The organism is Bifidobacterium sp. M0353 (assembly GCF_016100645.1).
Taxonomy (GTDB): domain Bacteria; phylum Actinomycetota; class Actinomycetes; order Actinomycetales; family Bifidobacteriaceae; genus Bombiscardovia; species Bombiscardovia choladohabitans.
The window spans coordinates 1,248,323-1,273,966 of the sequence record NZ_JACFSB010000001.1; the positions used below are offsets into that span (position 1 = coordinate 1,248,323).

A 25,644-nucleotide genomic window follows, 5' to 3' on the forward strand; every position below is an offset into this window, starting at 1 on the left:
CCAGTTCCTCGTCCCTGAATCCCGATAGCGTGCAGGTATGGCCAAGACGACGACGCAATACGTGTGCACGGAGTGCGGGTGGACCGGCGGCAAGTGGTTCGGACGCTGCCCGGAATGCGGCCAGTGGGGAACCATCGAGGAATTCCATGAAGCCCGTGTCGTAGGTGCAGGCGGGGGGCTGTCCGCATCCGGCGGCAGCCATACGGCACCTGCTCCCCCGAAGAACGGCCTGGCCCGGCCCATCACCCGGGTAGGCACGGACCAGGTGAAGCGCATTCCCACAGGATTCGAGGAGTTCGACCGGGTCCTGGGCGGGGGCATCGTACCCGGGTCGGTCATCCTCTTGGCCGGCGAGCCAGGCATAGGCAAGTCCACCCTCCTGCTGGAGACCGCCGGCCGCGTGGCCGACCGGGGCGGCCAGGGAGGCAAAGTGCTCTACATATCGGGCGAGGAGTCCCAGGCCCAGGTGCGGATGCGGGCCAGTCGGGTGGGAGCGCTCAAGGATTCGCTGTTGCTGGCTTCGACGACCGACCTGGCCACGGTGCTCGGGTTGATTGAGCGCGAAAAGCCGGCACTGGCCATTGTGGACTCCGCCCAGACCATCGTCTCCAGCCAGGTCGACGGCATCTCCGGGGGTTCCACCCAGGTACGCGAGGTGGCCATCAGCCTGATAGACATGGCCAAATCACACGACATCCCCATCCTCCTGGTCGGCCACGTGACCAAGGACGGCTCCATCGCCGGGCCCCGGACCCTGGAGCATCTGGTCGATGTGGTCTGCCAGTTCGAGGGCGACTCTCAGACCGCACTGCGCCTGCTGAGAGCCGTCAAAAACCGTTTCGGCCCCACCGACGAGGTGGGATGCTTCGACATGGGCGAGCAGGGCATCGAGGAGGTCAGTGACCCCACAGGGCTCTTCCTGTCCACAACCGGACAGGGGGTGGAGGGTACCTGCGTGACCTTCACCTTGGACGGCCACCGCAGCCTGCCCATCGAGATCCAGGCCCTGGTCACTTCATCTGTTCTGCCCACGCCCAGACGCAACACCAACGGAATCGACGCCAACCGCCTGGCCATGCTGGCTGCGGTGCTCTACCGTCACGGCCGCGTCAACCTGCTGACACGAGACCTGTATGTGTCCACCATCGCCGGCGGGCTGGCCAAGGAACCCGGATGTGACCTGGCCATCGTGGCCGCGCTGGCCAGTGCAGCCAAGTCCCGGCCCATCCTGCGCACGACCTGTGCCATGGGCGAGATTTCGCTGACCGGGCAGGTCAGGCCTGTGCCTCAGCTCAACCACCGTCTGCAGGAGGCCGCCCGTCTGGGATTCACCCGGGCGCTGGTCCCACCCGACCGGCATTCAGGAGGCCGAAAACCCATTCAGGGACTGGAGGTCGTCGAAGTCACCTATCTGGCCGAGGCCCTGGAGGCTCTGGAACTGGTCTGAACCCGGTGGCCGCTGGTCCCCCGATCGCACCCTATGGCGCTCACCTGCCGACTCGTTAACCTGCCGGACTAGGATGGAGTCGCTGGAAGACCGACACCCATCACCATCGCGAGGAGCAGATCAGCATGACCATCTTCACCAGGAAAACCATACGCAGGCTGACGGCGGCCGCACTCACGACAGTCACGCTCATGGCCGGCGCGGCCTGTGGCTCCTCATCGAGCAGCAGCGGGCAGTCAGCAGACAAGCAGGACATCACCCAGCAGACCATCAACCCCGGCACCCTGACCATTGCCACCGGGGACCCGGCCTACGCCCCCTACGTGCAGGACAACAAGCCCGAATCCGGCAAGGGCTACGAGGCGGCCGTGGCCTATGCAGTGGCAGAGAAAATGGGCTTCGACAAGGCGCACGTCACCTGGACCAGGACCACCTTCGACGCCGCCATCGCCCCGGGAAGCAAGGACTACGACCTGAACATCCAGCAGTTCTCCATCACCCCGGAACGTCGGCAGGCTGTGGACTTCACTCCCAGCTACTACAACTCCACCCAGTCTCTGGTGGTCAGAAACGACTCCCCATACGCCTCCGCCACCTCCCTTGCCCAGATCAAGGACGCCAAGATAGGAGCCATGGTCGGCTCCACCTCCTACGAGATGGCCCACAAGCTGGTCAAGCCCGACATCGACACCTTCAACGACGACGTGGCCTCATCCCAGGCCTTGGACGCCAATCAGATCGACGCGCTTGTCGTGGACACCCCCTCGGCCGTGACCATGGTCGACTCCAAGCAGGTCAAGAACGCCAAGATCCTCGGGCAGATCAAGGGCTCGCAGGACCCGGAGGGCATGGGCATAGTCCTGCCCAAGGGTTCCAAGCTGACCCCGGCCGCCTCCAAGGCCGTCACCGCCCTGAAGAAGGACGGGACCTTGGACAAGCTGCAGAAGCAGTGGCTGCACGTCTACACCTCCCTGCCTATCCTGGGCTGAGAGAAGAAAGGAAACCTTGTCGTTCATGGCCACCTCGGCACAGGACGCGGTCAGCGATATCCAACGGGAGCGGGAACGCTACGGCCGTCGACAGAATCTGCGCTCAGTGGGGATCAGCATCGCCAGCACCCTGGTGTTGGCCCTGCTGATCGCTCTGGGGCTGCACGCCTCACCCGGCTGGCCGCGAGTCAAGCAGTCGTTTTTCTCCGGCGCCTACTTCGCCCAAGCCTTTCCCAAGGTCCTCCAGGGGCTCTGGCTCAATCTGGAGGTCCTCTTCTTCGCGGTCATCGGTGTGGCCCTGCTCGGCACCCTGCTGGCCATGATCCGCACCAGCCGGAACCCGCTGCTCTTTCCCCTGCGGGTGCTGGCCCAGGTCTACACCACGATCATGAGGGGCATCCCCATGATTGTGGTCCTCTACCTGATTGGTTTCGGCATCCCCGGACTGGCCATCTTCAATCGGATTCCGGCAGCCCTGCTGGGAACCGTGGCGGTCATCCTCTCCTATTCGGCCTACATCGCCGAGGTGCTGCGGGCCGGCTTCCAGGACGTCGGCCCCTCCCAGAGGGCGTCTGCACGCTCACTGGGCCTGACCTCGGGGCAGACCATGCGTCTGGTAGTCATCCCCCAGGCCCTGCGCAAGGTGGCTCCGGCACTAATGAACGACTTCATCTCCATGCAGAAGGACGTGGGGCTGATCTCGGTTCTCGGAGCCGTCGACGCGGTAAGGGCGGCCCAGATCATCGTGGCCACCTCCTACAACTTCACCCCCTACGTGGTGGCCTCGGTGCTCTTCATCGCCACCTCGGTCCCCTTCATTCTTCTCAATGACTGGTATTCCAACCGGCTGCGCAAGCGCGAACAGAGCGGAGGCATGGTATGAGCGAACAGGCAGGCGCCGATCAGGACCAGCCGGTGCTCCGTCTGGAGGATGTGCGAAAGACCTATCCTGGCGGCAACAAGGTCCTGCGCGGCATCTCCATGACCATCATGCCTCATGAGACCGTGGCACTGCTGGGCCCATCCGGGTCGGGCAAGTCCACCCTGATGAAGTGCATCAATCTGCTGGAGACCGTCAACGACGGCAGAATCTGGCTGGGCGGCACCGACATCACCGACCCCAGGATCAACCAGGATGCCTGCCGGGCCAGAATCGGCGTGGTCTTCCAGCAATTCAACCTCTTCCCCCACATGAACGTCCTGAAAAACGTGACCCTGGGGGCCATCAAAGTCCACGGCATGCCCAAGGACCAGGCCAGGGAGCGGGCCCTGGAACTGCTGGACCGGATCGGTATGAGGAAGAAGGCCGGAGCATACCCCGACCAGCTCTCCGGCGGCCAGCAGCAGCGGGTGGCCATCGTCCGAGCCCTGATGACCGATCCGGAACTGCTCCTGCTGGATGAGATCACCTCAGCCCTGGACCCCATGCTGGTGGGTGAGGTACTGGCCATGGTCTCGGAGCTGACCGCCGGCGGCACAACCATCCTCATGGCCACCCACGAGATGAGTTTCGCCCATCACGCAGCCAACCGGGTGGTTCTTCTGCTGGACGGTGTCATCGCCGAGAACGGAACTCCGGAAGAGGTCATGGACGAGTCGGAGAATCCGCGCACCAGGGAGTTCTTCAGCCACTTCCGAGGGCTGTGAGTTCCAGGGTACCCACGGCCTTACAGCCTTCAGTTGGCGGAGAACACTCTTCCTGTGGCCTTGGTCAGCTCCAGGGTGTGATCGGCGTCCAAGGCCAGCTGTCGTTTGAGGGGCTCCTCGCCCGCATACCGCTTCTGACCGCGCAGACGGCTGAGGAACTCCACCCGGACCCGGTGGCCGTAGAGGTCCACCCAATCCGGCCGGACGGCATTGGCCTCCAGGATTCTCGGCATCCGCTTCCCCGGGGCCAGGAAGGTCTCCTTGGTGCCGATGGAGATGGCGGCAGGCATCCGCCAGGGCGAGCCCTGAGCCAGCCGACCCTCCCGGCCCTCCGACGTCGCCATCGGATCCGTAGGCAGTCCCAGGTCGACCAGCCAGCCTGCATAGACTCCATCCGCGGGCATCATCCCCTGGCTGTCGGGAGCGAGATTGGCAGTCGGAAATCCCAAGCGGCGGCCCCGCTGCTCCCCGTGGACCACCTTGCCTTGAACCATGTGCGGCCGACCCAGAATTTCCATGGCCGCATCCACATCGCCGTCCAGAATCAACCGCCGAAGGTGGGAACTGCTCCAGACTCGTACCCGACGTCGCTCCAGACCGTCAGCGTCAGGCAGGGTGCAGTCGCCTGGGCCCTGGTCGTCCACAACTTCCAGGTTGAACAGTCCAGTGACCGCCAGATCACCAATGGCCTTGATGTCACCGACCCGCCCTGCGCCCATCTGCGCATCGCGGCCCAGGACCAGCGTCCGCATGGCCAGTTGCTCGGTAACCTGCTTGAGGAAGAACCTATAGGACTTGGCTGCAAAGGCCAGCGTGTATCGCACTACCACAACCTGATCCAGCCCCAGCTGGGCCATGAGTCGCAGACGCTCCTCCAGAGGCATGATCTGATCAGGGTCATGGCGAATCAGGTCCAGGGACGGCTCAGTCATGTCATGGCTGTCGGCGTAGCTATGAATCAGTTTGGGACTGGGGTCGAATACCAGAGCCATAGGCCGGTCCTGGCCCTTGGCAGCCAGCTCCACCACCCGACGCAGAAGGGCCTGATGCCCCCGATGCATACCATCGAAGACACCGATGGTAATCACGCTGGACCGGGCTCCCAAGGTTCCCGGCCACCTGACAATGCCCGACTCATCCGGGCTGACCTGGCTGACCTTCATCCGCTTCCCATCACTTAGCCATGACGGCCCCCGTACCCGGGCGCCGAAAATTCCTTAAGCACTGTATTCCCACAGTCGCGCCCTGGCAAGACCCTGAGACCAAACTCGAACCGGCACACTCAGGCCCCGGGGTGAAAGACCACATCCGGCTTGGCCCCGCCTCGTGAACCGGGCACCAGGATAGCCGCCAGCCGCTGCCTGTCCTCTGGCCCGGCCAGGGCGGCCGTGGGCCCGGCGACAGGCAGATCCAAGAATCCTCCGTTAGCCACTCTGGCGGCCTGGTCGGCATCCAGGTTCAGGATAGGCATGCTCATACGTGCCGCCTGCGCCAGACTCAGGGAGCCATCCAACATCCCCTCCCTGTCGCGGTCAGGGACCATACGACTGAGGACAATCGTCTGACCCTGTCGGTTTCGGTATGTATGGGGGACCACATGACCGCCCACAACCTTAGATTTGAGGTCGGAATCCTCCAGGTCGAACGGACCTACACGTATCCGTCTTAAGGCGGTCAGGTGGCCACCCAAATCCAGCCGCTCGCCCAGGTCGCGAGCCAGGGCCCTGATGTAGGTGCCACTGGAGCAGGTCACCTCCACATCCGCATCGACCACCCTGGCGCCCTGGTCGGGCAGATCCACACGGCGAAAGTCGAGCAGACAGAAGGATGCAATCCGAATGCGGCGAGGTTCCAGCCTGACCTCCTGGCCCGCACGAGCCAGGTCATAGGCCCGCCTGCCCTTGACCTTGATGGCGGAGAAGGCATCGGGCACCTGGTCGATCCAGCCGGTGAAGCAGCGATCAATCAGATCCTGCAGACCCTGGGCTGTCAGCTCGTCCACCCCCTGCGCAGCTCCTGGACGCACCGGGAGCAAATCCCCGTCCGCATCGTCCGTGGTCGTGCCCAGTCCCAGGCGCATGGTGGCCCGGTAGGTTTTGTCATGGCCCACGATGACCGTCAACAACCGCGTGGCCTGGCCGAATCCAAGGACCAGCAGGCCGGTGGCCATGGGATCAAGGGTCCCGGCATGGCCCACGCGACGCATGCCGAGGCCAGAGCGGACGGCGGCCACCACGTCGTGGCTGGTCACACCGCTCGGCTTGTCAACAAGGATAATGCCCGAGGTTGGCTCATCATGGCCAGAATCCGCCAGGTCCGATAGCTCAGCGGTCGGCTTCATCCACATCCTCCCCCGCAGGTTCATCAGGGACGGGGCCGGACTCATCGGTCTCTTCTTCGTCGTCATGCCGATATGGATCGGGGTCGCCGGCATAGCTGGCATTGACCCGTGCCTTGGCCATGGCCTCGTCCCGGTGACGGGCTGCAGTCAGCACATCCTCAATCTCGGTAGCCTCGGCAGGCACCTCATCGTAGATGAAGCGCAGCGTAGGCGTCAGCCGCAGACCGGCCCGGGCACCGACCAGGGTGCGCAGCCTGCCGGAGGCCTGCCGCAGGGCTTGCTGGGCTCGCTTGCGTTCCCCGGCCTCGTGTCCGGATCGGCCCAGCTGGGTCCAGTAGATCTTGGCTATCTGTAGATCGTTGGTGACCCGAACCTCAGTGACGGTGACCCCTGCCAGGCGCTTGTCGTGCATCTGGGACTCCAGCGCAGAGGCCACGACCCGTTGTATCAGGGCCGCTATGCGTACAGCGCGGGGATTTCCAGCCATCATGATTCCTTTCTCGAACCGTCCATGACCAATCTTCGCATTCATGGACATCCGCCCCGGCCAGGGAGTACCCGGACCGGGGCGGATCGCCACGGACCATCCCACGCGCGGTCGGATGGTCGACAGGCTCTACTTGCGTTCCACTTCCTGCATCTCGTAGGTCTCGATGATGTCGCCCACCTCGATGTCGTTGAAGGAGCCCAGGTTGATGCCAGCCTCGTATCCTTCGGACACCTCGTTGACGTCGTCCTTGAACCGGCGCAGGGAGGAGATCTCCAGGTCGTTGATGGTGACCACCCCGTTGCGGGCGATGCGAGCCTTGGTGCCCCGCTTGACGGTGCCGTCCTGGACCATGACGCCAGCGATGTTGCCGAACTTGGAGGAGCGGAAGACCTCACGAATCTCAGAGTGGGAGGTGGTGACCTCCTCGTACTCCGGCTTGAGCATACCCTTGAGTGCAGCCTCGATGTCCTCGATGGCGTTGTAGATGACCGAGTAGTACTTGATCTCCACGCCCTCGCGGTCGGCCAGATCCTGAACCTGCCTGTTGGGACGGACATTGAAGCCGATGATGACGGCCTTGTCGACCGTGGCCAGGTTGACGTCGTTCTGGGTGATGGCGCCCACGCCCCGGTGGATGACCTGGATCCCGACCTCGTCGGAGACCTCGATCTTCATCAGGGAGTCTTCCAGGGCCTCGACCGAGCCGGAGGAGTCGCCCTTGATGACGATGTTGAGCATGTCCACCTCGGACTTGGCGAACTGCTCCTTCAGGCTCTCCAGGGAGACCACCTTGCGGCGCTTGGCCAGCTGAGCGGCGCGGGCCGAAGCCTCGCGCTTCTCGGCGATCTGACGAGCGGTGCGATCGTCGGGCGCGACCAGGAAGAGGTCGCCGGCCGTGGGCACCGAGGTAAGACCGAGCACCTGGACGGGCGTGGAAGGACCGGCCGCATCCATCTGCCGACCGTTCTCGTCCAGCATGGCTCGCACACGGCCATAGGCCGATCCAGCCACAATGGCATCGCCCACATGCAGGGTACCCTGCTGGACCAGCACAGTGGCCACAGCTCCGCGTCCCTTGTCCAGACGGGCCTCGACCGTGGCGCCGCGAGCGTCCATGTCGGGGTTGGCCCGAAGGTCAAGATCGGCGTCGGCGGTCAGCAGTACGGCCTCCAGGAGCTTGTCCACGTTGGTGCCCAGCTTGGCGGAGATGTCGACGAACATGGTGTCGCCGCCATACTCTTCGGATACCAGACCGAATTCGGTCAGCTGGCCACGCACCTTCTGGGGATTGGCTCCCTCGACATCGATCTTGTTGACAGCAACCACGATGGGTACATGGGCGGCCTGGGCATGGTTGATGGCCTCCACGGTCTGCGGCATGACGCCGTCGTCCGCGGCCACCACCAGGACAGCCACATCGGTCAGCTCGGCACCACGGGCACGCATGGCCGTAAAGGCCTCGTGGCCAGGGGTGTCCAGGAAGGTGATCTTGCGATCCTCCCCGTCCAGGGTGACCGTGGCCTGGTAGGCCCCGATGCGCTGGGTGATGCCGCCAGCCTCCTGGGTGGTCGTGTTGGTCTTGCGGATGGTGTCCAGCAGCCGGGTCTTGCCGTGGTCGACGTGGCCCATGACCGTGACCACCGGAGGCCTGGGCTGCAGGTTCTTGTCGTCCTGGTCCTCGCGTTCTTCGTCCAGGTTGATGTCGAACTGCTGAAGAAGCTCCTTGTCCTCCTCCTCGGCGGAGACGATGCGGATCTTCCACCCGATCTCGTCGCCCAGAATCTGGAAGGTGGCCTCATCCAGGGACTGGGTGGCCGTAGCCATCTCGCCCAGGTGGAAGAGCACCGTGACCAAGGCAGCGGGGTTGACGTTGATCTTGTCAGCCAGGTCGGCCAGGGTGGCGCCCTGGCGCAGCTTGACGGTACGCCCATTGCCTGCTGGGATGCGCACGCCGCCGATGACGGGTGCCTTCATCTCCTGGAATTCGTGCCTCTTGGCCATCCGGTTCTTGCGGGCCTTGGAGGACTTGCCTCCCTGGCGACCGAATGCTCCAGCAGCGCCGCCGCGACCGCGACCACCACGGCCTGAACCGCCGCGGAAGCCACCTGATGGTGCCGACGAAGCGCCGCCGAAACGACTGCCGCCGCCCTGATGCGTCTGCTGGCCTGGACGGTTATGGCCCCACTGCCCTGGACGGGCGCCCTGCCCGGAACGGCCGCCACGACCGTTACGGAATCCGCCCCGGCCCCTGCGGGAGTCGTTGACGGTGGGCCGGGCCATAGGATGCGGCCTGGGGATATCCGAAGGCATGGGGGCCTTCATCCCCTGCTTGCGGCTGAAAGGATTGTTGCCTGGACGAGGCGTGGATGCTCCCGGCCGTGCACCATGACGCGTCGCCGCAGCATTGGAACCGCCGGGACGACCGTTGTTGCGTGAGCCCTGGGGGCCGGGCCTGCCCATGGCTGAAGGTTTGGGCCCACGGGACTGGTTGCGCGGCTCATGCTCGTTGCGGTTGCCCTGAGGGGCACCAGGCTTGGGGAAGTGGCCACCGGGACGCTGCTGACCCCGTGACGCCTCGCCACCGGCCGAGGGCCGACGGTTCTGTCCGGGCTTGGGCCCAGGTGTGGATTGCTGGGTGCCGCCGGACTGCGGGCGGCCATGCTGACCCTGGCCGCTTCCATGATTAGGGCTGCCGGGGCGGGCATTTCGTGCAGCGGCCTGACCGGCGTCGCCCTGTCCCTTCTGAGGGAAAGCGTTCTTGAGTCGACGAACCACGGGGGCCTCGACAGTGGAGGATGCGGACTTGACGAATTCGCCCATGTCCTTCAATTTCGCCAGAACAGTCTTGCTGTCTACGCCAAATTCCTTGGCCAGCTCATACACGCGTGCTTTGGGCACTTACTTTCTCCTTACCGGACCGCGCATATGACCGGCGCGATCACTCTTTCATGACGGCGAACATATCCTGTCTCATCGTGCGACCATGATCGTGTTACCTCGTCTCTGTGCCGGGGCCGACGGCATGAACCACCGGACTCGGGATACCGGGTCCAGCATACTCGCGTCGTCGGATGTTTGCTCTCAGGCGTCTTCACCAGCAGCCGAAGCCGATTGCGCCTGCAGTTCACGTAGTTTTTGCTGGTGAGCCTCCTCGGACTCGATGCCAATCTTCCAGCCGGTCAGCTTGGCGGCCAGACGGGCATTCTGTCCCTCTTTGCCGATGGCCAGGGAGAGCTGGGCGTCCTTGATGAAGGCGATGGCCGTGCGGTTGGACTCGCTGACGATCTGCACCTGGCGGACCACGGCCGGAGACAGGGCCGCAGCCACAAATTCGGCGGGATCCTTGGACCAGTCCACAATGTCGATCTTCTCAGGTCCCAGGTTCTCCATGACGGCACGGACGCGAGCGCCGGCAGGACCGATCAGCGCGCCCTTGGGATTGACCCCCTTGGCGTTGGCACGGACCGCGATCTTGGTTCTGGCACCGGCCTCACGGGCAATGGCCATGATGGAGACCGCACCGGAGACCAGCTCGGGCACCTCCCGCTCAAAGAGGCGGCGAACCAGCTCCGGGTGGGAACGTGACACGATGATTTCCGGCCCCTTGAGCCCACGGGAGACATTGACCACGTAGACGCGAATCCGCTGGCCGTGCCGGTAATGCTCTCCAGGCACCTGCTCGCGGCGGGGCAGAATGGCCTCGACATTGTCCACGGCCACATGCACATTGCCGGGATCGCTGGCATCCTGCTGCACGATTCCGGTGATCAGATGGCCCTTCTGGCCCGAGAAAGCTCCGAAGACCCGCTCATCATCGGCCTGTCGGAAAAGCTGACGGATGACCTGGCGGGCCGTGGAGGCTGCCAGCCGATCGAAGTCCTTCGGTGTGTCGTCGTATTCCTCGCCCAGATCATATCCCGGTTCGGGTTCTTCCGGCGTGGGCTCGCGAGCAATCTCGTCCTGCGCCCAGATGGTAAAAGTCCCCGCACGTTCGTCCAGCTCCACACGTGCGTGTTTGGCTGCATGAGGCGACTTTTGGTAGGCCAGAAGAAGAGCCTCGCCCAGTGCTTGATCCAAGGTCTCGGCATCAATCCCTTGTTCGTGTGCCAGCTGATGAATTTCAGCCAGGTCCAGTTCCATGTCAAGACCTCCTATGAAGTTATTCAGACCGTGCTTCTTTTAGTCTGCAATGCCTACTATTCTAGCCTTTCATGCAGACACTGCCGGTTCCTGGACACCAAGGGTGGGCGAGTCGTCGGCCAGTGATCCCGGCACGACGAATGAGGGCCGGTATCGCAGTTCTTCTGCTGGCTGTCACCATCTCAGGATGCGCACCCTCGGCGGTGCATGTCAGCCAGCACGACCCTGACAATCTTCGTCCCACAGCCTGTGAGCAGGCATGGACGCGAGCCCGGCAGTCGGAACGACTTCAAGAAGATCAGGCAAACAGCCGGACCCAGGTCTGGATCCAAGCGGCCCGTGAATGCCCTGCTCGCCTGGACGAAGCCACGGTACACGCAGCCCAGGCTTTGGCAGCCTCCCAGGGCGGACAGGCCAATCGTCAAACAGCCACGTTGAGGCTGGTCCAGGCTGCACAGCAGCTGGATCCACTGGCCAAGGCACTGCCAGTCGAATTGGCCGATCAGGCCATTACAGGCGAAGATCGTTCCGGGTTCGAACTTTCAGTGCTCGCAGCGCGTAAGACGGATGCCGCATGGATGCTCACCCTAGCCGATGCACACACTGCGGCCGCGCAGATTCTGGTTGGTCACGCCAAGCACGATCCCCGGCAGGGGGTCTATCCCACCACTGATCTGCTGGCGCACCCGGATGAGTGCACCGATCCCGCCAACGGAATACAGACCCCTACCCCTGCCCTGATCGAGATGGATACGGCCCGGACCCTCCTGGCCGTGGGGAAGAAACTGAACGGCTCCTCAGGCACCATACGAACTGATGCCAGCCAGAACGCGAAAAGCCACCAGCAGGCCACATCGGCCCTGGTCGACATGATCGTAGCCCACATGTCCATGGCCATGATCCTCGGCTACCCGGCCACATCGTCAGCCCTGCTGCAGACACCAAAGCAATGACGCCGGGCCAGCCCATCCGTAGGTTGCACTGATTGCACTCGCAAGTTTTCTCATATGCATATACGAGCAACCCTGGCAACTCATGCCCAAAACCTGACCAATCATGAAGATCAACCATCACACAAAACAGATTCACTATTGCATACTGCAAATTTCACAGAACATTGCGGGTGGCGTCAAAGGCTCAGGTGGTGATATTATAGAACGTGTTCCACAGGAACATTCCCTAGGAACGCAGGGGGGTATGAACCCGTGCAATGCAGGAGGCGACCTGGTGCTGGCCACCACATCGCCTTCTGCATTGGACGGTCTTTTCATCTGCTCGGTATCGCGGCTCATGGCCAAGCCGGACCAAGTAGCCAAAGAGGGCATACGGAGGACCAATCCCGTCTGACAGTCCATAAATCAAACGACGGGTGTCATTTTCTCAGTTCCCCGCAAAAAGCCGGTCTTACATGGACTGCATACCGGCAGCGATTACGAAACTTGATGCTCCAAGTGAGCCACTGCAACTGAGCAAGGCGGCAACAGGATTAAACATAAAAGACCCCGACCGTCGGGCCGGGGCCAATGAGGGCGGTTGAGGCGAGATTCGAACTCGCGGAGGGAGTTGCCCTCACACGCTTTCGAGGCGTGCTCCTTAGACCGCTCGGACACTCAACCATGGTCGTTGCCCGACACTGCCGAACAACAACTTTTCTATTATGCCACAGAGTCCCTACCTGGCAAGCGGCGTGGCGCAGTCAACCGTCAGCATGAACAACCCTGATGTCAAAGCGTACGGCGGGCTCGGATGGCCTGCGCCCGTTCAGCAAGCTGGTCATCAGGCGGGTAGGCCACATGTTCCAGGGTCAGTCCCCGAGCATCTATGGGACCGGTGGAGCCTTCACGCAGGGGGTGGGCCACCTTGTCGGCGAACCATTGCACGGACCGGCGTCCCTGGCCCACCTGAATGCAGGCCGCGACCAACGAGCGGACCATGTTATGGGCAAATGCATCGGCTACAATCCGAAAGACGGTAAGCCCGGACTCCATGAAGGACGGAAGGTATCCAACCGCACTCCGCCCTGGATCAGCCCCGAACAGATTCACGGTGGGAACCTGGTCCCAGTGTGCTGCCAGGACCTTGCGGATGGTCGTGCCCCCGGGGTTTGGTCTGGCGAAGGACCCGAAGTCATGCAAGCCGATGCACTCCGCTGCAGCCTCGTTCATGGCTTGCAGATCCAGGCTCCCCTCCAGGTCCAGCACATAGCCCCGCATGCGTGGATCCCCCGGCTGACCCCCCTGGCTGACACGGTACAGGTAGGTGCGCTCCAAGGCAGAGAAGCGGGCATCGAAGCCGGTAGGGGCCAATCTAAGACCGAGTAGAACGATGTCAGCAGGCAACAGGTGCCGGAGACGGCGCTCCAGGGCCGAAGCACAATCGACCCCCATATGTCCCCTGCAGGCCTCCAGCACAGCTTCAGGAATGTCCAGGTGCGCCACCTGATGAGATGCGTGGACCCCGGTATCGGTCCTTCCCGCCACGACCAGTCTTGGCTCCCAGACGACTTGTCTGTGGACAATCCCGCCTTGTGATCTGCGCACCCCAGTGATCAAGGACAGGGCATGTTCGATGCAGCCCTGGACCGTGCGGAGTCCCGGCTGCCGGGCCCAGCCATGGAAGCCACCGCCGTCGTAGGCCAGATCCAAGCGCAGCCTGACAAGGGACATCTTCCCTTCCTGATCCTCCATCAAGACCTCCCTGGCGCCAATGACAAACGGGGCCGGAGAGCCATGCTCCCCGACCCCGTCATCGAATGCAATGACCGATTACTCAGCGGCCTTCTCGGCATCCTCGGCCACGTCGGCATCTTCCTCGGCCTGGGCCTCGGTCTGATCCGCCTTGTCAGCGGTCTGCTCCAGATCCTCGGCGGCCTTGTCGGCCTGGGCCACATCCTGATCGGATTCATTGGCCTCGACGGCCTGGTCGACAGCGTCCTTGGCAGCGCCTTCGGCGACGGCGGCATCGGTGGCTGCGGCCACCTCGGCGTTGTCATCCTTGGCGGCCACCTTGGCAGCGGACTCAGCCTCCTTGACGACGGCCTTCTTGGCCGACAGGGGCTCGGTTACCAGCTCGATCACAGCCTGGGGGGAGTTGTCTCCGCGGCGGGGCGCGATCTTGGTGATGCGGGTGTAGCCACCCTCACGCTGCTGCATCTGTTCGGCGATCTGGGTGAACAGGATGTGGACCACAGACTTGTCACGGATGACACGCATGACGCGGCGACGGGCGGACAGATCCCCGCGCTTGGCGAAGGTGATCAGCCGCTCGGCCAGCGGACGCAGGCGCTTGGCCTTGGGCAGGGTGGTCGTGATACGGCCGTTGGCGAAGAGGCTTGTGGCCATGTTGGCCAGCATCAGCCGCTCGTGCGCCGGGCTGGAGGCCAGACGTGGGCCCTTGCTAGGTTTTGGCATTGGATTATCTCCTTACGGTCCGGGAGGACAGGTGGGCATACGCCCGAACATCCGACTTCCCGGCATTTCTGTCAGCAGGCGACGGAACCCTTCCCCCTCGCCCGCTCATACGAAGGCTGCTATCCTTCACTCGTCATCAGGCGAGAAGAAGGTGCCTCCCTCGAGATTATTGGTGTCGAAGCCCAGCGGGGAGGCCTTCAGCGACAGCCCCATGCCCTCAAGCTTCTCCTTGACCTCGTCGATCGACTTCATGCCGAAGTTGCGGATGTCCAGCAGATCCTGCTCGGTATGCGAGACCAGCTCGCCGATGGTATGGATTCCTTCGCGCTTGAGGCAGTTGTAGGAACGCTGCGTCAGGTTCAGGTCCTCAATCGGCACGGACATCTGCGGATCGGCCTCTTCCACCACAGGCTCGGGTCCGACCTCCACGCCCTCAGCCTGGGTGTTGAGTTCGCGGCAGAGGCCGAAGAGCTCAACCAGGGTCGACCCGGCGGATGCCACCGCGTCACGCGGCGAGATGGCGGGCTTGGTCTCCACATCCAGGATCAGCTTGTCGAAATCCGTGCGCTGCTCGACACGAGTGGCCTCGACCTTGTAGCTGACCTTGAGCACGGGAGAGTAGATGGAATCGACCGGGATGCGGCCAATCTCATCATTGTCCTGCTTGTTGAGCTGGGCCTGGACGTATCCACGCCCACGCTCCACCGTAAACTCGATCTCCAGCTCGCCATCCTCGGCCAGGGTCGCGATATGCAGATCACGATTGGCCACGGTGACGCCGGCCGGCGGGGTGATGTCCCCGGCGGTGGCCTCGCCCTTGCCGCTCTTGCGCAAATACATGACCACGGGCTCGTCGTACTCGCTGGTCAGCACGATGCCTTTGATGTTGAGCAGGATCTCAGTGACGTCCTCCTCCACACCTGGCAGCGTGGTGAACTCGTGCAGGGCACCCGAGATGCGGACCGAGGTCACAGCCGCACCGGGTATGGAGCTCAGCAGGGTACGACGCAGGGAGTTGCCCAGGGTGTACCCGAATCCCGGCTCCAGGGGCTCGATTGTGAAACGGGAGCGCTGGGCATTGACGACTTCTTCAGTAAGAGTCGGACGCTGTGCAATAAGCACTGTTGCTATCCTTTCAGCTCCGACCGGTGGTGCACTCACCGGTCTTCGCGGGTGGATTCATGGGTTTTCTAGTGCTCAGACGCGACGGCGCTTGGGAGGACGAACGCCATTGTGTGCCTGTGGGGTCACATCGGAGATGGAACCGACCTCCAGGCCTGCGGACTGCAGGGAGCGGATGGCGGTCTCACGGCCCGAACCCGGGCCCTTGACGAAGACATCCACCTTCTTGACCCCATGCTCCATGGCCTTGCGGGCTGCGGATTCGGCGGCCATGCCCGCTGCGTAAGGAGTGGACTTGCGGGAGCCCTTGAAGCCCACGTCGCCGCCCGAAGCCCAGGCCACTACAGCACCGGAAGGATCGGTGATGGAGATGATGGTGTTGTTGAATGTTGACTTGATATGCGCCTGCCCGACCGGAACCGACTTGCGATCCCGACGACGAGGCTTGCGCGCGGCCTGCTTTGCTGCTGCCATTGATCCTCGTTTCCTTGTCACGAATAACTGATTGCTAGTGCGAACCATCAGGGACCCTCATCCCCGCTTCGCATACGGCCTTACTTGGTCGCCTTCTTCTTTCCGGCGACGGTGCGCTTGGGTCCCTTGCGGGTGCGGGCGTTGGTCTTGGTCCGCTGACCGCGCACAGGCAGGCCCCGGCGGTGGCGCTGGCCCTGGTAGCAATTGATCTGGATCTTACGGCGAATATCAGCGTCGATCTCACGACGCAGATCACCCTCGATCTTGTAGTTTCCCTCGAGGTAATCACGCAGCGTAATGAGCTGCTCGTCCGTGAGATCCTTGACGCGGGTGTCCGGATTCACTCCGGTCGCGGCAAGTGTTTCCTTGGCGCGAGTACGGCCCACACCGAAGATGTAGGTGAGAGCTATCTCTATGCGCTTCTCGTTGGGGATGTCGACTCCGGCAAGACGTGCCATTGCGATTCCTTTTTGTTCTACGCAGGTCGTGCACCGAGTCTTCCGGTCTCCCGGCCCGGGCCTGCGCACCCGGGGTTCAGCCTGTCGGCTGTGACTCAGCGCCTTTGGTGTTCGTTGCCGCTGGGAATCCGCTCAGCCCTGGCGCTGCTTGTGGCGTGGGTTTTTGCAGATCACCATGACGCGGCCGTGACGACGAATCACGCGGCAGTTCTCGCAGATTCTCTTCACACTAGGGCTGACCTTCATGGTTTTCCTTTGCTTGTGTACCTTGTTACTTGTACCGGTACGTAATCCGTCCGCGGTTCAGATCGTAGGGACTCATTTCGAGCACCACCCGATCCTGGGGCAGAATGCGGATGTAATTCTTACGCATCTTGCCGGAAATGGTGGCCAGCACCAGGTGCTTGTTCTCGAGCTCGACGCGGAACATCGCATTCGGGAGGGCCTCGACCACACGCCCTTCCATCTCGATCACACCATCTTTTGCCATAAGCCTTCTATCCGATCCTCGGCCGGTTACACAGCGCGCCGAAAGACACGCCAAATGGCAAGTATAGCATTGATAGACCCAAAATTGGGCAATAGCGTGTTGACACGACAAAAGGGCCGTCCGAACGGCTGTCGCTCAATCAGTATAGCAGTCGTTCAGGCGGTCCGATAAGGTCCCGAATTCCTCAGTCCTCGATGGCGATGTTCTGCGTGTTGTCAGCCGGCTCGATGCTGGTCTTGGGCAGGGTCACCTCAAGGGTGCCGTTGGCATAGTGGGCATGAATGTCCTCCTGGCGGACCTTGTCGCCCACATAGAAGCTGCGGGAGCAGGACCCGGTGTAGCGCTCACGCCGAATCCACCGTCCCTGGTCGTCCTTGTCGCCCTGGTCACTGTTCTTCTGGGCGGAGACAATCAGGTAGCCATCCTCCAGACGCAGACCGATGTCTTTCTTGTCGAAGCCGGGCATGTCGATGGCTAGCTGGTACTGTCCATCCTTCTCACGTACATCCGTGTTCATCAAGGGGCTGTTCAGCGCGTTCTTGGCGCTCTGACCCTGCCGGCGCCCGTCACGCCAGTTGTTGAAGAAGGGATCGTCGAAGAAGTCGCCGAAGATCGAATTGTTCATCAATGCGGGAAACATAGCCATAATCACATCTCCTGATTCTTTAAGTCATGGTTGCTGCGGACCGGTACCTCAGGTGGACATCCTGACCTGTCCACCCGGGCTCCCTGCCCTTCACTTTGTCCAAACCACAGGCCCCGGGTTCCATGCCCGATGTTCACCCAAGGAATAAAAGTTGAGTCATAGAGACTCAACTTTCGCTAGCGGCCTTGATTGCGCTTCCTTGTTCTCTCATTGTTCGGGCCTTTGAACGACCACATGTCAGACATTACGGGCCAAAATTCTTGTGACGTAACTTTGAGGCATTTACCATAGGATAAGATTCCGCCAGCCCCCGTAGGCTCTTGAGGGCGGACCCAATCGTTTGTGGACCGGACGGACCGGCCATTCCTAATCAAAGGAGCTCAGATGCTCACCAACGAATACATCAAGCGCGTATACCAGCAGGTTGAGAAGCGCGACGGCGACCAGCCGGAATTCCTGCAGGCTGTGCGTGAAGTTTTCTCCAGCCTGGAGCCCGTGGTGGAGCGGCATCCCGAGTATGAGGCCAACGGCGTGCTGGAGCGCCTGGTCGAGCCCGAGCGTGCAGTCAAGTTCCGTGTGGCCTGGACCGATGACCAAGGCCATGTCCAGGTCAACCGCGGCTACCGGATTCAATTCAATTCGGCCATCGGCCCTTACAAGGGCGGCCTGCGCTTCCACCCGACCGTGACCGAGTCGGTCATCAAGTTCCTGGGCTTCGAGCAGATTCTGAAGAATTCGCTGACGGGGCTGCCCATGGGCGGCGCCAAGGGAGGATCCGACTTCGACCCCAAGGGCCGCTCGGATGCCGAGGTCATGCGCTTCTGCCAGGCCTTCATGACTGAGCTGCAGCGCCACATCGGACAGTTCACCGACGTGCCCGCCGGCGACATCAACGTTGGATCGCGCGAGATCGGCTACCTGTTCGGCCAGTACAAGAGAATGCGCGACGAGTACTCGGGCGTGCTGACCGGCAAGGACCTGACCTTCGGCGGTTCCCTGGCCAGGACCGAGGCCACAGGATACGGTCTGTGCTACTACACCCAGGAAGCCCTGCAGACGCTGCGCAAGGATTCCTTCCAGGGCAAGACCGTCGTCATCTCCGGTTCGGGCAACGTGGCCATCTTCGCCACCGAAAAGGCCCAGCAGTTGGGCGCCAAGGTGGTGACGGCATCCGACTCCAACGGATACGTCTACGATCCCAAGGGGATTGACCTCGACGTCGTCAAGGACATCAAGCTGGGTCACCGCGGCCGAATTCGCGAGTATGCGGACCGCGTGGACTCCGCTGAGTACCACGAGGGCTGCAAGGGCGTTTGGACCGTGCCCTGCGACATCGCCCTGCCCTGCGCCACGCAGAACGAAATCGACGGGGAATCCGCAAAGGCCCTGATGGCCAACGGATGCACCGTGGTCTGCGAGGGCGCCAACATGCCCTCCACCCCCGAGGCCATCGAGGTCTACCAGGATAACAAGGTGCTCTATGGGCCCGCCAAGGCCGCCAATGCCGGTGGCGTGGCAGTCTCCGGTCTGGAGATGAGCCAGAACTCGCTGCGACTGCAGTGGACCTTCGATGAGGTGGACCAGCGACTCAAGGACATTATGACCGGGATCTTCCAGAAGTCCTACCAGGCCTCCAAGGAATACGGGCATGAGGGCGACCTGATGCTGGGCGCCAATGTGGCCGGCTTCACCAAGGTGGCCGATGCCATGGTGGCCCAAGGCATCCTCTGAGATAGGACTCAGCCCATCCGGACAGAAGGGGCCCGACCTGCAGAAATTGCGGGTCGGACCCCTTATTGCACTTTGGCGGACAGCGGGACTCAGGCGACCAGCTGGTCGATGACCTCGGGATCGATCCGTTGGCGCGGGTTGAAGTCCTCGGAGCCCAGATACCGATAGATGCTGGACTGAAGGGCCCGAGCCTCCGGATATTCGGTCAGATTCTGCAGGCCCATGGAGGAGAGCAGAAGCCGACCCCTGCCGCAACGGCATTCCAGCAGCTGCGTCATGGGTCGCAGGTAGGCGTAGCTGTCCATCTCGGTGATGATGGACTGGTAGCGCTCGGGCAGGATGATGGCCCGCTGGGTGGCCATGGGCCACCACTGCCAGTCAGTGTGCGAGTCGGTCGGAAAATCTGCGAAAACAGGGTGGTCGGACTGAATGAACTGCCCCATGGTGCCGCTCTGTTCCTTGAACGTTCCCACCGACCAGAAGTCCGTGGAGAAGTGAGCCTGAACGGATCTGGGCAGGGATTGGGCCGTGGAGTCGGGACTCAGATAGACCGTGCCCCCCTGATCCAGAATCCGACGCGCCTGCCGGTCGAACCTCCTGGCCTCGTACAGACCGTCCGGCCGGTCAGGCTGGCTGTCCTGGTAGACCCAGACCGGATAGACGTTGGCCACGCCGTCGAGCTCCAGACTCAGACGGCAGCGTTGGTTGCCTCCAACTCCGTCCAGAGGCAGTTCGAAGGCCCCCAGTTCGGTCAGCTTGCCCACCGGACATGTGACCTGACGGAAGACACGCTCCTGATCAACCCCCCGGCCCTGCAACCGCAGCCGCAGATCACCCTGCAGTGTACGTCGACCGTAGTTGGCCACCTTGACCGCCCCTGAGAGCTTCTCCCGGCTGGTATAGGCATAGCGATCCATGACTGCCAGCGGCAACTGGTCGGTGAAGAAGGACCGGAAGCGTTCAGGGCGGGCGAAGGGAAAGCGCTTGGGGTGTAGATGGGCATCCATCATGCCCACCAAAGCCGTGCCTTGTCCGGGGAAGTCCTGAAGACCCAGCAGCGATAGCCCGGACATGGAGGGGGTTCGCAGGACGGACTCCACCTCCTCCCGGTAGCAGATCCGCGACAGTTCGCCTGTAGCGGCCACCCAGTCCTGCCAGGTGCGCTGGTCCAGGCCAGACCCACGGACCCTGTCACGAATCATTGTGTAATTGTCGGGACGGGTGACCCCGGTGAACTCCTCGATCTCCCGGAAGTCCGGCAGCACCTCATACTGGCCGACCTCGAAGCCGTAGACCGGCACCTTGCACTCTTTGCGTACTGCCTGCATGGAATCCTCGAAATTGTGGGCAGTGCCCGGATGAACCGCGTTGGTGGACCCACGCATGTTGGCAAAGCAGCAGCGCAGGTCGTGGCCCTTATAAGACTCAGAAGTGTAGACCTCGTTGCAGTCGTCGCTGCCAAGCTGGCCATAGTGCGGGTTGGAGGAATTGGCATAGAGCCGGGTATCGTCAATGCTTCGGGCATCCTGCACCAGCTGAGCCATGCGCTGGTGACCGGCCGCATCCGCCCACAGCTCGTTGCCCAGGGTGAGCATGACGAAGGAGGGATGGTTGGCCAGGAAGAGCAGTGTCTGCTCCAGTTCGGTGCGATAGTAGCGATAACTGACATCCTCCTGGAAGGCATGATGGCAGTCCCAGTGCGAGAGCTCGGGCTGCATCATCATCCCCATCCGGTCCGCCGCGATAAAGGCCGCTTCGGGCGGGCAGTGTGAATGGAAGCGGACCACATTCACTCCGTATGACCGGTAGGCCTCCAGAATACGAATCCAGGAGCCCACGTCCATGGGCGGGAAGCCGGTCTGCGGGAACTCAGCGCAATTGGCCTCGCCACGCAGGAAGAAAGCCCTCCCGTTCAGCGCCAGTCTCCCCTGCTCATCGGCAGCGAAGTCACGGATGCCGAAGTCCGTGCTGACCCGCGAGAGCACCCTGGCTCCGTCCGGCGTCAAAAGTTCAACTGTTATGCAGTGCAGACAGCCCTGGTATTCGTCCCAGCGATTCGCCCGGGCATCAAGCTGCAGATCGGACCAGGTCAGTGTTCGCCGCCCGGGTTCCAGGTCCGCAGCGACCTCCAGAGGCTGGGCCAGCGCATCGGAAGAGAGCCTCAGGCGACCCTGGAATCCTTGTCCCGAATCCACATCGGCCTCTACGGTCAGCGCATCACCATGGGGGTAGGCACGAACCCTGTCCAGGAAGGTATCCTCCTCCACACGCAGGTCGATGTTCCCCAGAAGCCCGTTCCAGTTGGTCTGGGTGTGGTCAGTGGCGGTCGAGGAATCCAGGATGGCATCGTGGGGCATACCCTGGTAGGCATTGTCGGAATCCACCTGCAGCAGGTCATCGCCCGTCAGTAGTCCAGTCAGCTCGAAAACATGGGGCGTGTTCAGGGTCTGGGGGCGATAGGGCTCAGCCAGATGTTCGCCGACCCTGACCTCCAGGCGGCGAGCGCGCTCAACCTCGAAGAAGACCCTCCGCCCCGGCTGTGGGGTCCATCGGATCTGCCGGGACAGCCTGACCGTCCCTTCAAAGGTATGCCGCCTGGTCAGCCGAGAACCGATGAGGCCGGGCTTGTCACTGCCATAGTTGGCGGACAGCTCCTGATCATCATGTCCGAGTCCGTTGGTGTCCAACGTGCCTGGCAGCAGGACGGTCCCCTGCAGCTCAGACGGGGACTCAACCCGCCAGGCTCCGGTCAATGCCACCTTGGTCATGCTTTCCCCCCGGTAAGAATTGCCCTGTGGTCCAATTCATCAGTGAACAGCCCGGCCTGAATATGGCCGGCATCCAGTTCCAGCACCTGCTTCAGGCACTCCCTAGCCTGATCGATCTGCCCTATGCCAATGCGCGCCAGGGCCATCAGGTAGAGGCAGTGGACCCGGTTCATACGGGTATAGTCCGCATCGAAGGTCAGGAAGTCGGGCAGGGAGACCGCGAAGTAGTCCTTTTTCACATGGTCGTCCAAGTGCTGCTCGCCGAAGTCCAGCAGCCGGTAGTAGCAGGCGTTGGCCGGACCCTGCTCGCCCAGGGCCTGATGGGCCAGCCCCTGGAAGAGGACCATCTCAGCGGGTTGGTCGTTGTAGTAGAGCGACTCCCCCACCTGCCCGGAACCCAGGCAGGCCAGACGAAACTCCTGATCCGCAGCTTCCTCGTCACCTGCGGCTCGTCTGACCAGCCCCAGGTAGTAGTGAAGATCGTTGTCCTTCTGGCCTTCCAGTTTGCCTTCGCCCAAGTTCTCCGGATACGTCATGGCTCGCTCCAGCAGATCAGCAGCGCGGTCCCAGTCCTTGGCCGCCATGGCGTCCTTGGCCATCAGTTTCAGGGAGATTCTGTATTGGGCGGTGATCTTGCCCTCGCCGCCCTCCCAGGGATGGAAGTGCCGGCCGCTCATCAGCCGATAGGCCCGTTCGTAGCCGCCAGTCTGATTGAGCAGACTCAGGTATTCGATGTATAGATCGTCCCTGCGGGCCACAACCTCCGGATGCTGCTCGAATTCTTTCAGTCGCCGGGCAAAGCTCCAGCCCATCAGCCTGTGGAGCTGATCCCGCTCCAGAAAGACCCGGGCATCTTCGGGATCCAACCGGCAGGCGGTCTCGATTTCCTGATCGGCGGCCTGCCAATCGTGTCTCTTGTTGCCATAGGCGATGGCCAGGTTGCGGTGGACGGTGGCGAAGTCGGGGTCCAGTTGCCGGGAGTGCTCCCAGAGCTTGATGGCCCGGTCCGTCAGAGACTTGTCGTAGTAGAGGCAGCCCAGATAATAGGCTGCCTTGGGACCGTCGACCAGGGTCATGGCCGTGCGCAGGGGGGCGATATCATCCAGGGAATTGGGGAAGCAGTAGTCCGAAGGCGCGGCCTCAGCGGCTTGGAAGGCCTGAAGGGCCTGATCCTTCCGACCCAGCAGGTGCAGATACCAGCCTTGATAATACCGGACCATGGGCTGCTGCTGATCGGCCTGGCCCAGCAGCTGCAGCGCCTCCTCATAGGCGCCGAATGCCGCATAGTCTCGTGCCGTCCGCAGCAGGTTGAGGTAATCCCCGCGCATCAGGCTGGACAGCTCATCCGGATCACCGCCTGCCAAGACCCGCTCGTAGCCGGATACGAAGTCGAACCGATCCAGGGCAAGATTCTCGCGGACCACTTGGTCCGCCTGATCCTGCCTGCCCAGCCGACGCAGCAGATAGGCCTTGAGCCCACGAGCCCTGATGTTGTCGGTGTTGCGGGTCAGGGCACGCTGGACGAAGTCCAGAGCCTGCTCCAGCTGGCCGCGACATGCCGTGATGCAGGCCAGGCAGAAGAAGGCCCGTTCCTTTTGCGCATCATCCCAGGTGGCCTTGTAGAAGGCGTCGTAGGCCTGGTCCATTCGTCCCTGATAGCTCAAGGCGAGGCCCAGATTGTAATGGGCCTCGGAATCATAGGGTTGGCTGTTACGCCAGGTCAACCGCCTGATGGCCGTGCGGAAGTGCTGCTCGGCTCCGGCGAAGTCGCCGCGTCGAAGCAGGAGTCGGCCGTAGGCGTTGTTGATGCGGGCATCGCCCGGGTCACGCTTGAGCCCCTCCAGGTAGTAGGGATCAGGCCGGTAGGTGGCGTGGCGGTACTGTTCCAGGTGCAGACCGGTCAGCAGCAGTTCCTCGTTGGTGGCGATACGTTCCGGCCGATCGGCGGCCTGTGCCGGCTCGGGAATCCTTCCGCCGGCGGGCGGCTGTGGACGATAGCTGACCAGGAGCCGTCCTTGAGCGTCCTCCACCCGGGCTGTCAGCGCAGTGGCCGGACGATCACCTGTCTCGAATTCGGCCCTGACCTGATTGTCGGGGCCGAGAGTGCCCTGCCACTGGTAGAGGATGGATCCGTCATCTGCAGCGACCTGGACGCGCGCATCCTTTTGAACCCGTGTGGCGTAGACGGTGACTCGCCCCTGCCCGGCCTTCAGCCCCTGGGCCTCGATCCCCTCATGCTCTCCGGCAGCTCCGAAGGTCTGCTCGGGGCCGACCTCCAGGTTCAGGGCCGCATCCACGCTGGCGTTCTTGACCAGCCCCACCTGCTTGTAGGGCATGAAGTACTGGGTGAAGGTCTTGCCCTCGTAGGGCTTGAGCCAGGTGAAGTCCGGCTGGTTGTCGGTGAAGACCCCGGTCATCAGCTCCACGTAGGGGCCGTCGGCATCGGTCAGATTGCGATCCCAGGCGTGGCCGAAGTCCCCGCAGCCCCAGGTCCACTGCTTCTTGCCCGGGGAGATGTGATGGTCAGCCACATGCAGAATGCCCGCCTGCCGGGAGAAATCGTAGCCGCCGACGAAGTCATAGTCCGAATGGGCAGCCATATAGGAGGTGGGCACCGGCACGTTCTTGTAGCGGCTGATATCCACTCCCTGGGAATAGTCGTGCTTGTAGTAGGTCCCCGTGGCGATGGGATAGCGGGAGACGTCGCGCTTGCCATGGTCCATGACCGCAGTGACATCTGGCGGCATGACGGTCCTGGTGTGCTCGTTGACCGCCACGGCCGGGTTGGCCCACCAGAGGAAGGACTGCGGCAAAGGCGTGCCGTTGTAGAGCCGGGCCGAGATTTCGATGACGCTGAGCCCGGGATGCAGGGCGATGGTCGTGGTGACCTGGGTGCCGTATATGCGGTCGGTATCATGGCAGACCACCGCCTTGCCACCGTCCGGTAGGTCCTTGAGCGTGCAGTCCACCGGGAGGAAGGTGCTGGGCCGGTGGTGCTGCGGCCAGTTGAACTCGATGCCGCCGGAAATCCAAGGGCCGGTCAGGCCCACCAGGGCAGGTTTGATGACCCGGTTGCGGTAGACGAAGTCATAGTCGTTGGTCTTGTCCCGGGCATACTGGATGCGTCCGCCCAGCTCAGGCAGGACGGTCACCTCCAGGTATTCGTTCTCCAGAATGACCGCCTTGTAGTCCTGATCCTTGCATTCATCCGAGATGGTCTCGATGACCGGGTAGGGATAGACCCGACCCGAAGAACCCTGGTAGACTCGATTTTCAATAAATTGCGGATTCTTGTCCGGTTTTCCGATTCCGTAGGTTGGAATCGTCAGCTCTGTGACTTTCACTGTGACGCCCATGGTCATCAGCCCCTTGTCTGCTCAGCAAAACTGTATATATTTGCTCTCAGTCTATAGTCGGAATCGGCCCTCAGAACTGCATAAATTGTTTGAAAATATTAAAAAATTGCTACTGAGTCCTATGGCTGATCGGCA

The 25,644-nt window shown here is 62.4% G+C and carries 21 protein-coding genes, 1 tRNA gene and 1 pseudogene; 7 read left to right on the top strand and 16 right to left on the bottom strand.

The features are described from left to right. Positions 1–37 precede the first annotated feature (37 nt). From radA to H3V04_RS05215, 4 genes are all read left to right on the top strand, one after another. Positions 38–1,447: a DNA repair protein RadA gene (gene radA, locus H3V04_RS05200; RefSeq protein WP_198187435.1), complete on the top strand. Its 1,410-nt coding sequence runs from the start codon at positions 38–40 to the stop codon at positions 1,445–1,447. Positions 1,448–1,572: 125 nt separating this feature from the next. Next, positions 1,573–2,436, top strand: a complete 864-nt coding sequence (locus H3V04_RS05205; RefSeq protein ID WP_198177334.1) for an ABC transporter substrate-binding protein — start codon at positions 1,573–1,575, stop codon at positions 2,434–2,436. Positions 2,437–2,461: 25 nt separating this feature from the next. Then, the gene (locus H3V04_RS05210; protein WP_045935696.1) at positions 2,462–3,319 is read left to right on the top strand and encodes an amino acid ABC transporter permease; all 858 of its coding nucleotides are present in this window, start codon (positions 2,462–2,464) and stop codon (positions 3,317–3,319) included. Further along, positions 3,316–4,083 carry an amino acid ABC transporter ATP-binding protein gene (locus tag H3V04_RS05215; protein ID WP_045935697.1) on the top strand — a complete coding sequence of 256 codons (768 nt, stop codon included), beginning with the start codon at positions 3,316–3,318 and terminating at the stop codon, positions 4,081–4,083. Before H3V04_RS05210 ends, H3V04_RS05215 begins: the two co-directional genes overlap by 4 nt. A 29-nt stretch (positions 4,084–4,112) precedes the next feature. On the opposite strand, the gene H3V04_RS05220 is transcribed toward H3V04_RS05215, so the two are convergent. The 5 genes from H3V04_RS05220 to nusA form a co-directional block, all read right to left on the bottom strand. Beyond that, positions 4,113–5,246, bottom strand: coding sequence for a riboflavin kinase (locus H3V04_RS05220; protein ID WP_198187436.1), 1,134 nt, complete (start codon positions 5,244–5,246; stop codon positions 4,113–4,115). A 119-nt stretch (positions 5,247–5,365) separates the two neighbouring features. After that, entirely contained in the window at positions 5,366–6,424 is a 1,059-nt protein-coding gene (gene truB / locus H3V04_RS05225; protein ID WP_198187437.1) for a tRNA pseudouridine(55) synthase TruB, read from the bottom strand. After that, positions 6,408–6,911: a 30S ribosome-binding factor RbfA gene (gene rbfA / locus H3V04_RS05230; RefSeq protein WP_198187527.1), complete on the bottom strand. Its 504-nt coding sequence runs from the start codon at positions 6,909–6,911 to the stop codon at positions 6,408–6,410. The genes truB and rbfA overlap by 17 nt, the downstream gene beginning before the upstream one ends. 129 nt (positions 6,912–7,040) lie before the next feature. Continuing rightward, positions 7,041–9,812 (bottom strand): translation initiation factor IF-2, encoded by a 2,772-nt coding sequence (gene infB, locus H3V04_RS05235; protein ID WP_198187438.1) that lies wholly within the window; start codon positions 9,810–9,812, stop codon positions 7,041–7,043. A 183-nt stretch (positions 9,813–9,995) separates the two neighbouring features. After that, on the bottom strand, positions 9,996–11,054 hold the full coding sequence (gene nusA, locus H3V04_RS05240; protein ID WP_198177329.1) for a transcription termination factor NusA: 1,059 nt from the start codon (positions 11,052–11,054) through the stop codon (positions 9,996–9,998). Positions 11,055–11,194: 140 nt separating this feature from the next. On the opposite strand from nusA, the gene H3V04_RS05245 reads away from it, so the two are divergent. Beyond that, complete coding sequence (locus tag H3V04_RS05245; protein WP_198187439.1) at positions 11,195–12,007, top strand: hypothetical protein; 813 nt, start codon at positions 11,195–11,197, stop codon at positions 12,005–12,007. Positions 12,008–12,251: 244 nt separating this feature from the next. Beyond that, positions 12,252–12,401 (top strand): hypothetical protein, encoded by a 150-nt coding sequence (locus H3V04_RS05250; RefSeq protein ID WP_198180429.1) that lies wholly within the window; start codon positions 12,252–12,254, stop codon positions 12,399–12,401. A 183-nt stretch (positions 12,402–12,584) separates the two neighbouring features. Here H3V04_RS05250 and H3V04_RS05255 read toward each other — a convergent pair. The 9 genes and pseudogenes from H3V04_RS05255 to H3V04_RS05295 all read right to left on the bottom strand — a co-directional run bounded on the left by H3V04_RS05255 (position 12,585) and on the right by H3V04_RS05295 (position 17,654). After that, positions 12,585–12,670: transfer RNA gene (locus H3V04_RS05255), tRNA-Ser, on the bottom strand. A gap of 108 nt (positions 12,671–12,778) precedes the next feature. Then, on the bottom strand, positions 12,779–13,741 hold the full coding sequence (locus H3V04_RS05260; RefSeq protein ID WP_232342470.1) for a tRNA pseudouridine(38-40) synthase TruA: 963 nt from the start codon (positions 13,739–13,741) through the stop codon (positions 12,779–12,781). A gap of 180 nt (positions 13,742–13,921) precedes the next feature. Further along, positions 13,922–14,464, bottom strand: a pseudogene (gene rplQ / locus H3V04_RS05265) (50S ribosomal protein L17); the annotation flags it as partial. Positions 14,465–14,590: 126 nt separating this feature from the next. After that, positions 14,591–15,586, bottom strand: a complete 996-nt coding sequence (locus H3V04_RS05270) for a DNA-directed RNA polymerase subunit alpha (protein WP_198187440.1) — start codon at positions 15,584–15,586, stop codon at positions 14,591–14,593. Positions 15,587–15,661: 75 nt separating this feature from the next. Beyond that, positions 15,662–16,060 carry a 30S ribosomal protein S11 gene (rpsK, locus tag H3V04_RS05275; RefSeq protein WP_015022328.1) on the bottom strand — a complete coding sequence of 133 codons (399 nt, stop codon included), beginning with the start codon at positions 16,058–16,060 and terminating at the stop codon, positions 15,662–15,664. An 80-nt stretch (positions 16,061–16,140) separates the two neighbouring features. Next, on the bottom strand, positions 16,141–16,518 hold the full coding sequence (rpsM, locus tag H3V04_RS05280; RefSeq protein ID WP_015022329.1) for a 30S ribosomal protein S13: 378 nt from the start codon (positions 16,516–16,518) through the stop codon (positions 16,141–16,143). A gap of 132 nt (positions 16,519–16,650) precedes the next feature. After that, on the bottom strand, positions 16,651–16,764 hold the full coding sequence (gene rpmJ / locus H3V04_RS05285) for a 50S ribosomal protein L36 (RefSeq protein ID WP_015022330.1): 114 nt from the start codon (positions 16,762–16,764) through the stop codon (positions 16,651–16,653). A 25-nt stretch (positions 16,765–16,789) separates the two neighbouring features. Then, positions 16,790–17,008: a translation initiation factor IF-1 gene (infA, locus tag H3V04_RS05290; protein ID WP_198187441.1), complete on the bottom strand. Its 219-nt coding sequence runs from the start codon at positions 17,006–17,008 to the stop codon at positions 16,790–16,792. 184 nt (positions 17,009–17,192) lie between these two features. Continuing rightward, the gene (locus H3V04_RS05295; protein ID WP_198182924.1) at positions 17,193–17,654 is read right to left on the bottom strand and encodes an Hsp20/alpha crystallin family protein; all 462 of its coding nucleotides are present in this window, start codon (positions 17,652–17,654) and stop codon (positions 17,193–17,195) included. Between the two features lie 384 nt (positions 17,655–18,038). On the opposite strand from H3V04_RS05295, the gene gdhA reads away from it, so the two are divergent. Next, positions 18,039–19,385: an NADP-specific glutamate dehydrogenase gene (gene gdhA, locus H3V04_RS05300; protein WP_198187442.1), complete on the top strand. Its 1,347-nt coding sequence runs from the start codon at positions 18,039–18,041 to the stop codon at positions 19,383–19,385. An 89-nt stretch (positions 19,386–19,474) separates the two neighbouring features. Here the strand turns inward: gdhA and H3V04_RS05305 are convergent, their stop codons facing one another. Together H3V04_RS05305 and H3V04_RS05310 are read right to left on the bottom strand one after the other, a co-directional pair. Next, positions 19,475–22,153, bottom strand: coding sequence for a glycoside hydrolase family 2 TIM barrel-domain containing protein (locus tag H3V04_RS05305; protein ID WP_198187443.1), 2,679 nt, complete (start codon positions 22,151–22,153; stop codon positions 19,475–19,477). Then, the gene (locus tag H3V04_RS05310) at positions 22,150–25,515 is read right to left on the bottom strand and encodes a DUF5107 domain-containing protein (protein WP_198187444.1); all 3,366 of its coding nucleotides are present in this window, start codon (positions 25,513–25,515) and stop codon (positions 22,150–22,152) included. The genes H3V04_RS05305 and H3V04_RS05310 overlap by 4 nt, the downstream gene beginning before the upstream one ends. Positions 25,516–25,644 lie beyond the last annotated feature (129 nt).

Excerpts from the sequence above, each read along its gene's own strand:
- radA (WP_198187435.1), top strand. The coding sequence starts at position 38 with ATGGCCAAGACGACGACGCAATACGTGTGCACGGAGTGCGGGTGGACC.
- H3V04_RS05205 (WP_198177334.1), top strand. The coding sequence starts at position 1,573 with ATGACCATCTTCACCAGGAAAACCATACGCAGGCTGACGGCGGCCGCA.
- H3V04_RS05210 (WP_045935696.1), top strand. The coding sequence starts at position 2,462 with ATGGCCACCTCGGCACAGGACGCGGTCAGCGATATCCAACGGGAGCGG.
- H3V04_RS05215 (WP_045935697.1), top strand. The coding sequence starts at position 3,316 with ATGAGCGAACAGGCAGGCGCCGATCAGGACCAGCCGGTGCTCCGTCTG.
- H3V04_RS05220 (WP_198187436.1), bottom strand. The coding sequence starts at position 5,246 with ATGAAGGTCAGCCAGGTCAGCCCGGATGAGTCGGGCATTGTCAGGTGG.
- truB (WP_198187437.1), bottom strand. The coding sequence starts at position 6,424 with ATGAAGCCGACCGCTGAGCTATCGGACCTGGCGGATTCTGGCCATGAT.
- rbfA (WP_198187527.1), bottom strand. The coding sequence starts at position 6,911 with ATGGCTGGAAATCCCCGCGCTGTACGCATAGCGGCCCTGATACAACGG.
- nusA (WP_198177329.1), bottom strand. The coding sequence starts at position 11,054 with ATGGAACTGGACCTGGCTGAAATTCATCAGCTGGCACACGAACAAGGG.
- H3V04_RS05245 (WP_198187439.1), top strand. The coding sequence starts at position 11,195 with ATGAGGGCCGGTATCGCAGTTCTTCTGCTGGCTGTCACCATCTCAGGA.
- H3V04_RS05250 (WP_198180429.1), top strand. The coding sequence starts at position 12,252 with ATGAACCCGTGCAATGCAGGAGGCGACCTGGTGCTGGCCACCACATCG.
- H3V04_RS05260 (WP_232342470.1), bottom strand. The coding sequence starts at position 13,741 with ATGGAGGATCAGGAAGGGAAGATGTCCCTTGTCAGGCTGCGCTTGGAT.
- rpsK (WP_015022328.1), bottom strand. The coding sequence starts at position 16,060 with ATGGCAGCAGCAAAGCAGGCCGCGCGCAAGCCTCGTCGTCGGGATCGC.
- rpsM (WP_015022329.1), bottom strand. The coding sequence starts at position 16,518 with ATGGCACGTCTTGCCGGAGTCGACATCCCCAACGAGAAGCGCATAGAG.
- rpmJ (WP_015022330.1), bottom strand. The coding sequence starts at position 16,764 with ATGAAGGTCAGCCCTAGTGTGAAGAGAATCTGCGAGAACTGCCGCGTG.
- infA (WP_198187441.1), bottom strand. The coding sequence starts at position 17,008 with ATGGCAAAAGATGGTGTGATCGAGATGGAAGGGCGTGTGGTCGAGGCC.
- H3V04_RS05295 (WP_198182924.1), bottom strand. The coding sequence starts at position 17,654 with ATGGCTATGTTTCCCGCATTGATGAACAATTCGATCTTCGGCGACTTC.
- gdhA (WP_198187442.1), top strand. The coding sequence starts at position 18,039 with ATGCTCACCAACGAATACATCAAGCGCGTATACCAGCAGGTTGAGAAG.
- H3V04_RS05305 (WP_198187443.1), bottom strand. The coding sequence starts at position 22,153 with ATGACCAAGGTGGCATTGACCGGAGCCTGGCGGGTTGAGTCCCCGTCT.
- H3V04_RS05310 (WP_198187444.1), bottom strand. The coding sequence starts at position 25,515 with ATGACCATGGGCGTCACAGTGAAAGTCACAGAGCTGACGATTCCAACC.